The following is a 13,772-nucleotide window of genomic DNA, read 5'->3' on the forward strand; positions in this document are numbered from 1 at the left end:
GCACGTGAGCATCATCGCCGCCGCAGACGGGTCCGCACTGGGCAACCCCGGCCCCGCCGGCTGGGCCTGGTACGTCGACGACGAGCGCTGGGCCGCGGGCGGCTGGTCGCACGGCACGAACAACATCGGCGAGCTCACCGCGGTGCTCGAGCTGCTGCGCGCGACCGCGCAGGAGGAGGAGCCGCTGCACATCCTCTGCGACAGCCAGTACGCCATCAAGGCCTGCACCGAGTGGCTGCCGGGCTGGAAGCGGAAGGGCTGGCGCAAGGCCGACGGCAAGCCGGTGATGAACGTCGAGATCATCAAGGCGCTCGACGAGGAGCTGCAGGGCCGGGCCGTCACCTTCGAGTGGGTGAAGGGGCACGCCAACCACCGGATGAACGAGGCCGCCGACGTCCGCGCCCGGAGCGCCGCGACCGCCTACCAGCGCCGGCAGCCCGTCGACGCCGGACCCGGATGGCCGACGGCCGCCGCCGCGCCCGCCGCGGCCGATGCGCCCCCCGTCGAGGACTCCGCCACCCTCTTCTAGCCGCGTTCCCCCTGGGGCAGCCGCAGCAGCCCCGTCGCCACCAGCTCGCGCACCCGCGGCAGCACCGAGTCGGACACCGCCTCCTCCTCGACCTGGAGGAGCGAGGCGACCGCCGCCGCGATCGCCGCCACCGAGAGCTCGCCGTCGCAGGCGCCGACCACGGCGGCGAGCGCCGTGTCGACCTCCTCGACCCGGGCGAAGCCGCCGCCCTGGCGCAGCCGCAGCACTGTCGGATCGTCGTTGCCCGGCCAGTAGTGCCGCTCCTCCGTGACGTCTCCGGCGACGACCAGGGCGAGACCCGCCAGAGCGCGATCGTCGATCGACGCGAGGGCCTCGGCCGCGTCGAGGCAGGCGGCGAGGTGGCCGCCCAGGCCCGCGGTCGCCACCGGCGTGGTGATCCGCTCGAGGCGGCGGATCGGCGGGCGGGGCTGCTCGGGCAGGCGGAGCGTGACGTAGCCGAAGCCGACGCCGGTCACCCCGCGCCGCTCGAAGTCGGTCAGCCAGGCGTCGACCAGCGCGTCGAACGCGGGGCCGCGAGTCGTGCCGCCGTCCCGGATCCAGGTCTCGGCGTAGACCGCCGGATCCTGACGCTCGCGCTCCACGACCCAGACGTCCAGCGGAGAGGCGGTCCCGCCCATCCAGGCGTCGAGCCCCTCGGGCCCCGCCTCGAGCGCCTGCTCCAGCGGGCTGCGGGCGTCGGCGAGCCAGTCCGCGATCCGGTCGAAGGCGTCCGCGCCCTCCCGGTACTCCCAGTTCCCCAGGAGCTGCGCGACACCGCCGGGCACCAGGTGCTCGGCTGCTCCGAGGATCACGCGGCGCACGATCTCGTCGCCCTCCAGCCCGCCGTCGCGGTACTCGTAGGAGGGAACGCCCTCGGCTCGCGGCGTGATGACGAACGGCGGGTTCGTGACGATGTGGTCGAAGCGCTCCCCCGCGACCGGCTCGTAGAGGCTGCCGAGGCGGAACTCGATGTTCTCGATCCCGTTGAGCGCCGCGGTGAAGGAGGCGAGCGCGAGCGCGCGCTCCGAGATGTCGGTGGCGACCACCTGCTCGGCGTGGCGGGAGGCGTGCAGCGCCTGGATCCCGCAGCCGGTCCCCAGGTCGAGCACGCGGCCGACGGGCCGCTGGATCATCAGGCCGGTCAGCGTGAGGCTCGCGCCGCCGACGCCGAGCACGTGGTCCTCGTCGAGCGCGCGGCCGAGGGCGAGCTCCCCGAGGTCGGAGGCGATCCACCAGGAGGCCGCGCCGCGCTGGTCGACCACGTCGTAGGGGCGCAGGTCGAGGGCCGCGGTGACGACGGCTCCGGCCTCGACGCGCACCAGGCCGAGCTCCACCGCCCCCTCCAGCGCGAGAGCGCCGAACGCCTCGTCCGCGTCGTCGGCCGAGACGGGATCGGCCAGAAGGAACAGGCGGGCGAGGGTGGCCAGCGCGTCGCGGTCGCCGCTGCGCTCGAGAGCGCGGCGGGCGGGGACCCGGTCGCCGCGGTGCAGCGCCTCGGCCGCTTCGTCGCCCCAGAGCCCCCGCACGGCGTCCACGCCGTAGCGGGCGCGGATCAGATCGTCGCGCAGGAGGGCGATACGGGCTCGGTCGAACGGGTCTGCGGAGAACACCGCTCCATCCTCCTGCACGCGGGTCGGCCACCGGGGCCGCCGCGGCCGTACGATCGGAGGCATGCCGCTGACCGGAGAGTACGAACCCAGCACGTCCGAGTGGGCCCGCGAGCAGGCGGAGCTCTACGAGCGGACCGGCGGAGCCGAGGGGAACCTCCTCCGCGGCCGCCCCATCATCGTCCTGACCACCGTCGGCTCGAAGAGCGGGAAGCTCCGCAAGACCGCGCTGATGCGCGTCGAGCACGAGGGCGAGTACGTGGTCGTCGCGTCCAAGGGCGGCGCGCCCGAGCACCCCGTCTGGTACGGCAACATGCTCAAGGAGCCGCACGTCGAGCTGCAGGACGGGCCCGTGAAGAAGGACTACGCCGCGAGCGTGCTCGAGGGCGATCTGCGCGCGGCCTGGTGGGAGCGCGCGGTCGCCGCGTGGCCGGACTACGCCGAGTACCAGACGAGGACCGAGCGGCAGATCCCGCTCGTGCTGCTCACTCCCTGGTCCTGAGCGCGGCGGGCGGCTCGGCCCGTCGCTGAGGCGGCCGTCCTCCGGTCGAGGACGCGCCGCACGGCAGGCGCCTCACGCGGGCGGCGAGTCCAGCGGATCCGGTCCGGCCTCAGACCCGGGCCGCGATGAGGTCGAGCACCTTCGGGCTCGAGAGCAGCGCGAAGTGGCCGACCACCGAGACCGCGATGTTCTCGCGCGCCCCGGCGAGGCGGCTTCCTCCGGGGATGTACTGGTCGCGCATCCCGTAGATCGACGTGATGCGCGCGTCGGCCTCGCGCTCGGCCAGCAGGGTGCGGATCAGCGGGCGGTGGGGCGCGAACTCCCTGAGCGCCCGCGCCGGGGCGATCCGTGCGAGCGACGAGCCGTTGAACGGGGTCGAGACGGCGATCATCCGCTCGATCCGCCCGTCCTCGCGGTCGTCGACGACCATCATGTGCTTGCCGATCAGGCCGCCCTTGCTGTGCGCGACGACGACGACTCCGCGCAGATCGTGCTCGCGCAGGTAGTCCTGGCCGAGTCCGGCCGACGCGACGATCGGCCGCGTGTTGTAGCCGAGCGCGGGCAGCACGTGGATCGGATGGCCCGCCGCGTGCAGCCTCTCGGCGATGGGCCGGAGGAACTGCCACGTCTCGTAGATCCCGGGGATGAGCAGCACCGGAGCGCCGTCGCCGGACGCGTACCGCGACACGTCCCAGCCCTCCCGCAGGTGCACGAAGCGCGAGCCGTAGGCGTAGCGGTAGTCGCGGAGGTACGCGCGCCGCAGCGAGGTCGAGCGGCGCGGGCGGGCGGAGTCACGCGCCGGCATGGGCCCGCTCCAGCTCCGCGATGTCGAGGCGGCTCATCGCGAGCATCGCCTGCAGAGCGCGCGCGGACGCCTCGGGGTCGGCGCCTCCGAGCAGACGCGGGAGGACCTCCGGCACGATCTGCCAGGACAGCCCCCAGCGGTCGCGGAGCCAGCCGCACCGGCTCTCCTCGCCGCCGTCCGCGATCAGGGCGTCCCACAGCCGGTCGAGCTCGGACTGGCCGCCGACGGTCACGACGATCGAGACGGCCTCGGTGAACGGGAACCGCGGCCCGGCGTTGATCGCCTGGAACCGCTGCCCGTCGAGCTCGAACGTCACCGACAGCACCTCGCCGGGCGACGGGGAGCCCTCCGGCAGCACCTGGCTTCCGGTGATCCGCGAGTTCGGCACCAGCTCCGTGTAGAAGCGCGCCGCCTCCCCCGCGCCGTCGTCGAACCAGAGGAAGGTGCTGACCGCGCCCATCGGAGTCTCCGTCCTGCGCGGGAGGGTCTCCGCGGCTCCCTCAGTGTGCCGCGGAGGCGCCCTCCCCGCGACGGATCACAGCGGGTTGACGCCGAACGCCGTGGCCAGCTTGTCGATCTTCTTGGCGCGGCCCAGCCGGGGCAGGTCGCTGCCGTCGCGGATGACGCGGCCGCGGGCCTCGAAGTCGTCGAGGAAGTCGCGGGCCCAGGCGACGTCGGACGGCGTCGGGCTGATGACCTCGTTGATCACGGCGAGCTGCTCGGTGTCGAGGCAGAGCTTCCCGGTGAGGCCGAGCGAGACCGTGAGCGCGGACTGCTCGCGCAGCACGGGGTGGCTGTTCGAGACGGTCGGTCCGTCGATCGGGCCGGGCAGGTCGCCGATGCGCGAGGCGACGACCAGGCGCGAGCGCGGGTAGGCCATCGCGAGGTCGTCGGCGCTGGTGCCGGTGTCGCGGCGGTAGTCGCCGCTGCCGAACGCGAGGCGGAAGGTGCCGCGGGCGCGGGCGATCGAGACCGCCTCCTCGATGCCGAGGGCGGACTCGACCAGGGCGAGCACCGGGGTGGAGCCGCCGAGGCGGTCGAAGGTCTCGGTGACGTGCTCAGCGGCCTCGGTCTTGGCGAGCATGACGCCGGCGAGGCCGGGCAGGCCCTTCAGCGCGTCGACGTCGTCGGACCAGAACGGGGTGGAGTGGTCGTTGATGCGGACCCAGGCGCGCTTCTCGCCGGTCAGCCACTCCGCGACGTCGGTCCGCGCGTCGGGCTTCGCCTTGGGGTCAACCGCGTCCTCGATGTCGAGGACGATCTGGTCGGCGCGGGACGCGTGCGCGGCGTCGAACGTCTCGGTGCGGGTGGCGTTCACCAGCAGCCAGGAGCGCGCGATCTCGGGGGCGACGTCGCGCCCCTTCCGCTTCGCGATGGCGGTGGTGGTGGTCTCGGGCAACGTCACGTTCGGGTCCTCTCGGTGGCGCGGTCCTCGCTCCGCGGACGCCACCGCTCTGCGACGGCGCCGGGGACAAGGGTAGCGGCTCCCCGTCGGCGGGGCTCCGAGCACTCCGGCGTCTCTCCACTCCGGGGCTGCGACGCCCCGAGCGCTCCGGATCAGCGGCCCTCCGGGCGCTCCCACAGCGTCAGCACCGTCGTCGGCACCCGGATCCGCTCGCGCGCGACGAACCCCGCCTCCGCGAGCACCGTGTCCGCCTCGCCCTCCGGCAGCGCCTGCCAGACCCGGTCCTCCCCGGCGAGCGCGGCGAGCAGGGCCTCGCCCTCCAGGAGCACGTCGGAGTACGTCCCCGTCGTCCCGTACGGAGCGGCGAGGGCGACGTCGTCCACGCCCGCGAACGCCTCCGGGTAGGCGGCGAGCGCCAGGCGGGGCCGGAGCGAGACCGTCCCGGAGGAGCCGAGGAGGACGGCGTCGCCCGGACGGGCCCGCTCCTCGACGGCGGCCGCCAGACCGCGGAGATCCTGCGCGGCCGGCTTCCCGGTGACCGTGCGCATCTGCACGAGGACCGGCAGTGCGGCCACCGCGATCAGGGCGAGGAGGGCGACGCCCGTCCGGGCCCTGAACGAGTCGAGCGCGAGGCCGAGGAGGACCGCGAGGGCGGGCGTGCTCGCCGCGAGGTAGCGGGGGGTGAACATCGGCTCGACGAGGAGGGTCCCGAGCACCAGCACCGCCGTCGTCAGCACGATCCAGAGGACGAGGGCCGGCAGGAGCGGCCCGCGCAGGCCGCCCCGCACCGCGGCGACCGCGAGGAGCGCGACGGCGATCCCGGCCAGCCACCACGCGGATCCGAAGAACGGCTCGACCAGGACGGCGAACGCGGTCACGGGCTGCGAGCGGAGCCAGCCGACCTGGCCGCTCTGCCCTGCGGCGAGGAGCAGCACCGGCACGGCGCCCAGTGCCGAGAGGGCGCTCGCCGGGAGAGCCCGCACGGCACCCCGGGGCGCCGCGGCCGCGGCGAGAGCGACGAGAGCCGGCAGCACCAGCACGGAGTAGAGGAACACGGCGTTCGCCAGTCCCGCGACGGCCGCGAACGCGGTCCAGCGCAGGGCGCCTCCGGAGCGGGCCGCCCGCACGACGAGGACCGCCGCTCCCACCACGAGCGCGGTGGCCAGAGCGGAGGATCGCGCCTCGGTCCCCGAGAACGAGGACCGAGGGAGCAGCACGAGCACCGCGGCGGCGAGGAGTGCCGCCCGGGGCCGGTCGAACGATCGCAGCAGGACGACGACGCCCGCCGCCGCCGCTCCCGTGGCGAGAGCGGACGGCGCGCGCACCGAGAGCTCCGACTCCCCGGCGATCGCGATCCAGCCGTGCATCAGCAGGCCGTAGACCAGGTGCACCGCGTCCTTCTCCTGCACGAAGGCGAGGAGCTCCCCCACCGGGAGCCGCGCCAGGCGGAGGGTCGCGGCCTCGTCGTTCCAGTAGGAGGGGATCCAGGAGCCGACGAGGGTCAGCGCGGTGGCGAGGGCGAGGACCGCGCTCGCGGGCAGGGTCCGGAGCGCGCGCATCCCGCCAGCGTAGAGGCCGGGCTCAGCGCGCCGAGCGCTCGGCGAGACCCTTCGCATACGCGGCCTGGCCGACGTGCTGCGTGTCGTCGTCGATCACCGAGACCAGCCGCACCCCGAGGGTCACCGGCGGATCCCACTGCTCGTCGACGACGCGCTCGAGGTCCTCGTCGCCGAGCGTGTCGAGGAGGGCGAGCGTCTGCCGGTGCACGGCGTCGGCGTACTCCGCGAGCAGCGCGGCCGGCACCGCGGCGAGCGCCGCCACCTCGGCCGGCTCCTGCCCGTAGCCGGTCTCGTCGGGCCCGAAGGGCAGGCCGGACCGGCCGTGGAAGCCGTCGGCCGTCCACACCTGCTCGTGGCCGGCGAGCGGGGCGAGGTGGTCGTCCTGCACCCGGACGAGATGCCAGACGAGCCAGGCGGGCGAGTTCGAGCGGGCGTCCGCGCGGAACGCGAGCTGATCGGGGGTGCTGTCGTCGAGGACGGCGTGCACGTTCTCGTGCACCCGGCCGAAGGCGTCGCGGAGGAGGTCGATGGCTGCGCTCATGCCGCCAGCCTGCCGCTCCCGCGCCCGGTGCGGCACCCCCTCCGCGCGCCTCGGAGGAAGTGCGGAGGCGGGTGCCCGATACTCGGCCCGTGACCTCCGGATCCTCGAACCTGGCGACGAAGCCGTGGCTGACCTCCTACGCGGAGGGCGTGCCCGCCGAGATCGACCCTCCCACCCAGACCCTCGTCGACCTGCTCGAGGACTCGGTCGCGCGGTACCGCCGCGGCATCGCCCTCGAGTTCTTCGGCGCCGAGACCAGCTACGCCGAGCTCGGCGAGCAGGTCGCGCGCACGGCGGAGGGCCTGCGGCGCCTGGGCGTGCGCGCCGGCGACCGCGTCGCGCTGGTGCTCCCGAACTGCCCGGAGCACGTGGTGGCGTTCTACGCCGCTCTCCGCCTCGGAGCGATCGTGGTCGAGCACAACCCGCTCTACACGCCGCGCGAGCTGCGGCGGCAGTTCGAGGACCACGGCGCCCGGTTCGCGGTCGTCTGGGACAAGATCGCCGACGTCGTCGCGACCATGCCCGCCGACCTGGGCATCGAGCGCGTCGTCTCCGTCGACCTCACCCGCTCCTTCCCGCTCGGCAAGCGCCTGGCGCTCCGGCTCCCCCTGCCGTCGGTGCGCCGGTCGCGCGAGAAGCTGACCGCGACCCCCCGCAGCCGCTCCCTGGTGCCCTTCGCGTCGCTGCTGAAGAACCGCCGCATCGCGCGCTCGCACCCCCGCCCGGTCCTCGGCGACACGGCCCTGCTGCAGTACACGAGCGGCACCACCGGGACGCCCAAGGGCGCGATCCTCTCGCACGCGAACCTCCGCGCGAACGCCCTGCAGGGCCGCGCCTGGGTGCCGGGCCTGCGCGAGGGCGACGAGACGTTCTACGCGGTGCTCCCCCTGTTCCACGCCTACGGGCTGACGCTGTGCCTGACCTTCGCGATCAGCATCGGCGCGAAGGTCGTGCTGTTCCCGACCTTCGACGTCGGCCTCGTGAAGGCGGCCGCGAAGTCGTCGCCGCCCACCTTCCTCCCCGCGGTGCCGCCCGTGTACGACGCGCTGGCCCGCGCCTCCGAGCGCCACGAGCTCGACCTGCGCGGCATCCGCTTCGCGATCTCGGGAGCGATGAGCCTGCCGGTCGCGACGGTCGACCGCTGGGAGCGCGCGAGCCGGGGACTCCTGGTCGAGGGCTACGGAATGACCGAGAGCTCGCCGGTCGCCCTCGGCAACCCGGTCGGCCCGACCCGCCGGCCCGGCACGGTGGGCGTGCCGTTCCCCAGCACGACGATCCGCCTCGTCGACCCCGCCGATCCGTCGGTCGACCGCGGCCCGGGCGAGTCCGGCGAGCTCCTGCTCCGGGGGCCGCAGGTGTTCCAGGGGTACTGGAAGCGGCCGGAGGAGACGGCCGAGGCCCTCCTCCCCGGCGGCTGGCTGCGCACGGGCGACATCGCGACCGTCTCGGCCGACGGCTTCGTCACGATCGTCGACCGGGCCAAGGAGCTCATCATCACCGGCGGCTTCAACGTCTCCCCCTCCGAGGTCGAGGGAGTGCTGGAGTCGCACCCGGACGTGACGCGCGCGGCCGTCGTCGGGCTCCCCCGCGAGGACGGCGGCGAGAGCGTCGCGGCGGCCGTGGTCCTGCGGGCCGGGACGGCCGTGGATCCGGAGGCGCTGCGCGACTTCTGCCGGCTGCACCTGACGCCCTACAAGGTGCCCAAGCGGATCGTCCCGGTGGACGAGCTGCCGACCTCGCTGATCGGCAAGGTGCTGCGCCGCCAGGTGCGCGAGAGTCTGCTGGACTGAGGCGACCGGAGCGGGCGGTGGCCCGCGAGGAGGAGGACGACATGGCGAGGATCGTGCAGTACGAGCGGATCGGCGGGCCCGAGGTGCTCGAGACCGTCGAGGCGCCGGAGCCCGAGGCGGGGCCCGGAATCGTGGTGGTCGCCGTCCGCGCGGCCGGTGTGAACCCGATCGAGTGGAAGGTGCGCTCCGGCCTGCGCCCGAGCCCGCCGTTCGACGGTCCGCGGAGGCTCGGGTCGGACGGCTCCGGCGTGGTCTCCGCCGTCGGTCCGGGAGTGACCGGTTGGAGCGTCGGCGACCGGGTCATCGTCAGCGGCGCCACCGGCACCTACGCGACCGCCGTCGCGGTCTCCCCCGACTCCCTCGATCCGCTCCCCGACGGACTCGGCTTCGAGGAGGCGGCCGCGCTCGGCATCCCGGTCTCCACGGCCTACCAGGCGGTGGTCTCGCTCGGCGTCGCGGAGGGATCGACGTTCGTCGTCCACGCGGGCGCCGGAGCGGTCGGCCGGGCGGCGATCCAGTTCGCCGTCGACCGCGGAGCCCGGGTGATCGCCACGGCGAGCCCGGCGAATCACGAGGCGCTGCGCGCGCTCGGAGCGGTGCCGGTCGCCTACGGGCCCGGACTGCTCGAGCGGCTGCGTGCCGCGGCGCCCGAGGGCGTCGACCGCGTGCTCGACGCGGCCGGGACGGACGAGGCGCTCGCCGCCTCGCTCGCGCTGGTGGCGGATCCGCAGCACGTCGGAACGGTGGTCGCCGGTCCTCGGGCGGCCGAGCTGGGCATCCGGGCCTGGAGCGGCGGCAGTCCCGTGCCGCTGACCGAAAAGGAGCAGCGCCTCCGCCGCGAGGGCGTGCCGCTCGCCGCCCGGCTGGCGAGCGAGGGGCGCTTCGCGGTCGCGACCGGTCCGCGGCTCCCGCTCGAGCAGGCCGCCGAGGCGCACCGGCTCAGCGAGGACGGCCACGTCCGCGGGAAGATCCTGCTCGTTCCCTGACCCGGGCCGGCATCCGGCATCCGTCTCCCCACCGCTTCCCCCGCTCTCACCGTCGAGAAGGAGTCCCCGTGTCCACTGACGACACCACCCCCGTGATCCTGGGGGGCGCCCGCACCCCGTTCGCCCGCTTCTCCGGAGCCTTCGCGCCGCTCTCGGGCGTCGAGCTCGGCGCCGCTGCCATCCGAGGGGCTCTCGAGCGCTCGGGCGCCTCCGCGGCCGACGTCGACGCGGTCGTGCTCGGCCAGGTGATCCAGGCCGGAGCCGGTCAGGGCCCCGCCCGGCAGGCCGCGGTCCTCGCGGGCCTGGGCTGGGACGTCCCGGCGGTCACGATCAACAAGCTCTGCCTGTCGGGTCTCACCGCGGTGATCGACGCGGCGCGGATGATCCGGCTCGGCGAGGCGCAGGTGGTCGTCGCCGGAGGGCAGGAGTCGATGACCAACGCGCCGCACCTCCTGCTCGGATCCCGCTCGGGCCTGGGTGTCGGTCCGCGTCCGCTCGAGGACGCACTCCTCCACGACGGCCTGCTCGATCCGTTCGACCGCCGCCTGATGGGGAGGGTGACCGACGACGGCAACGCCGCACGGGGCATCCGCCGCGAGCGCCAGGACGCCTTCGCCGCGCTCTCGCACCAGCGGGCCGCCGCGGCACGGTCCACCGGCGTGCTCGCCGAGGAGATCGTGCCGGTCGCGGTTCCGCAGCGGCGCGGACCGGACCTCGTCGTGTCCGCCGACGACGGGATCCGGGAGGACAGCACGGTCGAGACGCTCGCCCGGCTGGCCCCCGCGTTCTCGCCCGAGGGCACGATCACGGCGGGCAGCTCGTCCCCGATCACGGACGGCGCCGCCGCGCTGGTCGTCGTGTCCCGCGGCTGGGCCCGCGAGCGCGGACTGCCCTGGCTCGCGACCGTCGCCGAGCACGGGCAGGTCGCCGGACCGGACAACTCCCTGCATTCACAGCCGTCGGCGGCGATCCTCCGGGCGCTCGGCCGCCGCGGTGCAGCGGTGTCCGACCTGGACCTGATCGAGATCAACGAGGCGTTCGCCTCCGTCGTCCTCCAGTCGGCGGACGATCTCGGCGTCGAGCCCGAGGCGGTCAACCCCGACGGCGGGGCGATCGCGCTCGGCCACCCTGTGGGCGCCTCCGGAGCACGGCTGGCCCTGCACCTGGCGCTGGCCCTCCGGCGCCGGGGCGGCGGTCTGGGCGTCGCCGCGCTCTGCGGCGGAGGCGGCCAGGGCGAGGCGCTGATCCTCGAGGGCTGACCGGCGGTCCGCCCCCAGGAGCGCGTCGGCGCCTCCGGCTACGCTCGCGGGATGAGCATCCTGAGCGCCGACGGCCTCGCCTTCGTCACCGAGCGCCACCTGGCCACCCTCTCCACCCCCGGCCGCCAGGGCCGCCTGCACGTGGTCGCCGTGGGCTTCACCTACGAGGACGGCGTCGTCCGCGTCATCACCTCCCGCGAGAGCCAGAAGGTGCTCAACGTCCGGCGGGGCGGCACCGCGACGGTCGGGCAGGTCGACGGCATCCGGTGGCTGAGCCTGGGCGGTCCGGCGACGATCGAGGAGGAGCCGGACGCCGTGCAGCACGCCGTCGAGCTCTACTCCCAGCGCTACCGCACCCCGCGCCCGAACCCCCTCCGCGTCGCCATCCGCATCGACGTCGACTTCGCCCTCGCCTCCTCCGGCCTGCGCGCGGAGTAGCCGGGTGGCCCGCGGCGACGCGCTGGGCGGGGGCGGTGCCGTCTCCTCCCTCCGCACCTACCGCTACGTCCGCCTCTCCCTGGTGGCGGCCGTGGTGCTCCTCACGGCCGGCCTCGTCCACCAGCTCGTCGTCGGAGGCCCGCTGCGCTCGATCAGCGCCTCGTACTACACCCCGGTCCGCTCCCTCTTCACCGGGGCGCTCTTCGCGGTCGGCGTCGCGCTGGTCGTCCTCGCCGGGAGGAGCGTGCGGCGCTTCCTCCTGCTGCTGGCGGGCATGACGGCGCCGGTCATCGCGATCGTGCCGGTGCCCCTCGCCTCGGAGGAGCTGCAGCGCCTCCAGGGAGCGGTGTGCCCGGCGGGAGGGGCGTCGTGCCTTCCCGCGACGGCCGCGGGTGAGGTCGCCGCCTCCCTGCCCGCCTACCTGGTCACGGCCGCGGCCGTCCTCGTCGCCTCCGTGATCCTGCTCGCCCTCGACCGGGTCCTCGACCGCTGGGCGCTCGTCCGCACCGCGATCGCCGCCGCCCTCCTGATCGCTCTGGCGGCCTGGAGCACGCTCCCGTCGTTCCTGCGGCTCGGCCACTACGCCGCCGCCGGCGTCTTCTTCCTCCTCATCGCCGTCACCGCGGGTCTGCACGCCGTCGCGGTGCGCGAGGAGGGAGCGAGCGGGCCGGGGACGCCGCGCTTCTACTGCCGCTGCTACGCCGTTCTCGCGGTGCTGATCGCCGCGGTCGATGCGGCGCTGGTGCTCCTGCTTCTCACGGGGCGGGGAGCGGAACTTCTCGGCGAGCAGTGGCTCCTGCTCGGCGAGGCCGTCGCGCTCGCCCTCTTCGGGGTCTTCTGGGTGCTGCAGACCGTCGAGAACTGGGATCGTCCCGACGTGCTGCTCGTCGCGCGGGGCTGAGGGGTCCGGTGACGGAAGGCCCCCTCAGCCGCTCAGCGCTTGAGGGTGATCGAAGAGCTCCGCCCGAGGTTCCCTGCGGCGTCGTAGGCGTGCGCGACGATCGCGTACCGCCCGGCCGGGTAGGAGGAGGCCGAGACGGTCAGGCGCCACGTGCCGTCCGACACCCTCGTCGCGTCGCCCAGCCGCGTGGCTCCGCTCCAGAAGCTCAGTTTCGTCGTGCCGACGTCGTCCTTGGCGGTGGCGACCAGGGTGACCGAGCCGCGCACCGTCGATCCGCTCGTCGGCGCGGTGATGACGGTCTTCGGAGCCGTCGTGTCGCGCGACGGCGCGGGCGAGCCCGTGGGTGCCGGAGCAGGAGCCGCGGTGGGCGCCGACGTGGGAGTCGGGGTCGGGGTCGGAGCCGGTTCGTCGCCGAGGCCCCAGGCCGTCCACAGCTCCTCCGCGATCATCGCCTGGCCGGCGACGTTCGGGTGGAAGTAGTCGACGTCCGTCGAGAGCTGGTCGAGCGAGATCGGAGCCGCCGTGAGGGCGCCGCCGTCCCAGACGCAGTCGTTCGCGGCGGATGCGCAGGCCGATTCCAGTGCCTCGTTGAAGGCGGCCTCCCGGTCCTCCGCCGCCGCGAGCGAGGCGGCGTAGGCCGAGCTGGTCAGCGGGGCTCCGGTCGTCGCGTCGACTCCGCGCTGGGTCCGGCAGACCCCGCCCCAGGCCCAGATCGCGGCGCCCGGCGTCGGCTTCACGGCCTCCCACTCCGACTCGATGTCCGGGACCGAGCCGACGAGCACCGTCGCCTCCGGCCACTCCTCGCCGATGGAGCGCAGTATCCGGGTCGCCGACGCGGCGAAGGAGGCCGCGGGCGTCATCGCGTAGCCGTCGCGGGAGTCGGGCGAGAGGCTCAGCGAGCAGAGGTCGTTGCCGCCGATCAGCAGCGTGACCACGTCCGGCTCCTCCCCGGCCGCGACCGCGGCGTCGATCCGCGACTCGACTCCGCTGATGACCGCGCCCGACTTCGCGTAGTTCACCGCGCGGACCGCCGTCCGCGGATCCGCCGCCGCCATCCGGCTCGCGATCGAGTCGACCGCGGGCGCCGATCCCGTCGCCCAGGAGTTCTCGACGCAGTCGCGGTTCACCCCGCAGGTCGTCGCCGCGCGCGTGATCGAGTCGCCGAGCGCGAGCAGCGTCTGCGTCCCGGACGCCTGCGCCGGCGGTGCCGCCAGGAGCCCCGCCAGGACCGCGATCGCCCCCGCGCCGACCCCTGCCGCTCTCCGCCGTGCCCTGTGTGCTGTGGTCCCCATGTCGTCCCGTCCCCTGGTCGTCCATCGTTCGAGTGCCTCGCGTGCTGCGAGAGCACGAGGGGCGAGCGTACGTCGCCGCGGATCCCCCGACGGACCGGAGGAGAACGGCTCCCGTCCGGCGCGGCCCGGATGGGGGACACGGAGGACGTCTGTCGGCG

General features: G+C 74.7%; 14 protein-coding genes. 7 read left to right on the top strand and 7 right to left on the bottom strand.

The window, feature by feature from the left end:
• Nucleotides 1-4: 4 nt before the first annotated feature.
• Complete coding sequence (locus tag C5B93_RS01885; protein WP_104291623.1) at nucleotides 5-529, top strand: ribonuclease H; 525 nt, start codon at nucleotides 5-7, stop codon at nucleotides 527-529.
• Here C5B93_RS01885 and C5B93_RS01890 read toward each other — a convergent pair.
• Nucleotides 526-2,202 carry a methyltransferase gene (locus C5B93_RS01890; RefSeq protein ID WP_104291624.1) on the bottom strand — a complete coding sequence of 559 codons (1,677 nt, stop codon included), beginning with the start codon at nucleotides 2,200-2,202 and terminating at the stop codon, nucleotides 526-528. The two genes, C5B93_RS01885 and C5B93_RS01890, sit on opposite strands and share 4 nt — an antisense overlap.
• On the opposite strand from C5B93_RS01890, the gene C5B93_RS01895 reads away from it, so the two are divergent.
• Nucleotides 2,201-2,638, top strand: coding sequence for a nitroreductase family deazaflavin-dependent oxidoreductase (locus tag C5B93_RS01895; RefSeq protein ID WP_104291625.1), 438 nt, complete (start codon nucleotides 2,201-2,203; stop codon nucleotides 2,636-2,638). The two genes, C5B93_RS01890 and C5B93_RS01895, sit on opposite strands and share 2 nt — an antisense overlap.
• A 109-nt stretch (nucleotides 2,639-2,747) precedes the next feature.
• Here C5B93_RS01895 and C5B93_RS01900 read toward each other — a convergent pair whose 3' ends face one another.
• From C5B93_RS01900 to C5B93_RS01920, 5 genes are all read right to left on the bottom strand, one after another.
• On the bottom strand, nucleotides 2,748-3,443 hold the full coding sequence (locus tag C5B93_RS01900; RefSeq protein WP_104223206.1) for a triacylglycerol lipase: 696 nt from the start codon (nucleotides 3,441-3,443) through the stop codon (nucleotides 2,748-2,750).
• The gene (locus C5B93_RS01905) at nucleotides 3,430-3,903 is read right to left on the bottom strand and encodes a VOC family protein (RefSeq protein WP_104223207.1); all 474 of its coding nucleotides are present in this window, start codon (nucleotides 3,901-3,903) and stop codon (nucleotides 3,430-3,432) included. The genes C5B93_RS01900 and C5B93_RS01905 overlap by 14 nt, the downstream gene beginning before the upstream one ends.
• Before the next feature lie 75 nt (nucleotides 3,904-3,978).
• Nucleotides 3,979-4,842: a CoA ester lyase gene (locus C5B93_RS01910; RefSeq protein ID WP_208543400.1), complete on the bottom strand. Its 864-nt coding sequence runs from the start codon at nucleotides 4,840-4,842 to the stop codon at nucleotides 3,979-3,981.
• A gap of 158 nt (nucleotides 4,843-5,000) precedes the next feature.
• Entirely contained in the window at nucleotides 5,001-6,407 is a 1,407-nt protein-coding gene (locus tag C5B93_RS01915; protein WP_181068294.1) for a glycosyltransferase family 39 protein, read from the bottom strand.
• Between the two features lie 22 nt (nucleotides 6,408-6,429).
• Nucleotides 6,430-6,948, bottom strand: a complete 519-nt coding sequence (locus C5B93_RS01920; protein ID WP_104223209.1) for a DinB family protein — start codon at nucleotides 6,946-6,948, stop codon at nucleotides 6,430-6,432.
• Between the two features lie 89 nt (nucleotides 6,949-7,037).
• On the opposite strand from C5B93_RS01920, the gene C5B93_RS01925 reads away from it, so the two are divergent.
• The 5 genes from C5B93_RS01925 to C5B93_RS01945 all read left to right on the top strand — a co-directional run bounded on the left by C5B93_RS01925 (nucleotide 7,038) and on the right by C5B93_RS01945 (nucleotide 12,322).
• Nucleotides 7,038-8,738 (top strand): long-chain-fatty-acid--CoA ligase, encoded by a 1,701-nt coding sequence (locus tag C5B93_RS01925; protein WP_104291627.1) that lies wholly within the window; start codon nucleotides 7,038-7,040, stop codon nucleotides 8,736-8,738.
• Nucleotides 8,739-8,779: 41 nt separating this feature from the next.
• Nucleotides 8,780-9,724 (top strand): NADP-dependent oxidoreductase, encoded by a 945-nt coding sequence (locus C5B93_RS01930; RefSeq protein ID WP_104291689.1) that lies wholly within the window; start codon nucleotides 8,780-8,782, stop codon nucleotides 9,722-9,724.
• A gap of 68 nt (nucleotides 9,725-9,792) precedes the next feature.
• Nucleotides 9,793-10,983: an acetyl-CoA C-acyltransferase gene (locus C5B93_RS01935; protein WP_104232853.1), complete on the top strand. Its 1,191-nt coding sequence runs from the start codon at nucleotides 9,793-9,795 to the stop codon at nucleotides 10,981-10,983.
• A 51-nt stretch (nucleotides 10,984-11,034) separates the two neighbouring features.
• Nucleotides 11,035-11,421, top strand: coding sequence for a pyridoxamine 5'-phosphate oxidase family protein (locus C5B93_RS01940; RefSeq protein WP_104223212.1), 387 nt, complete (start codon nucleotides 11,035-11,037; stop codon nucleotides 11,419-11,421).
• Between the two features lie 4 nt (nucleotides 11,422-11,425).
• Nucleotides 11,426-12,322, top strand: a complete 897-nt coding sequence (locus C5B93_RS01945) for a hypothetical protein (RefSeq protein ID WP_104291628.1) — start codon at nucleotides 11,426-11,428, stop codon at nucleotides 12,320-12,322.
• Nucleotides 12,323-12,354: 32 nt separating this feature from the next.
• On the opposite strand, the gene C5B93_RS01950 is transcribed toward C5B93_RS01945, so the two are convergent.
• Complete coding sequence (locus C5B93_RS01950; protein WP_104291629.1) at nucleotides 12,355-13,614, bottom strand: GDSL-type esterase/lipase family protein; 1,260 nt, start codon at nucleotides 13,612-13,614, stop codon at nucleotides 12,355-12,357.
• Nucleotides 13,615-13,772: the final 158 nt, after the last annotated feature.

Source organism: Rathayibacter sp. AY1A2, assembly GCF_002930935.1.
GTDB lineage: Bacteria > Actinomycetota > Actinomycetes > Actinomycetales > Microbacteriaceae > Rathayibacter.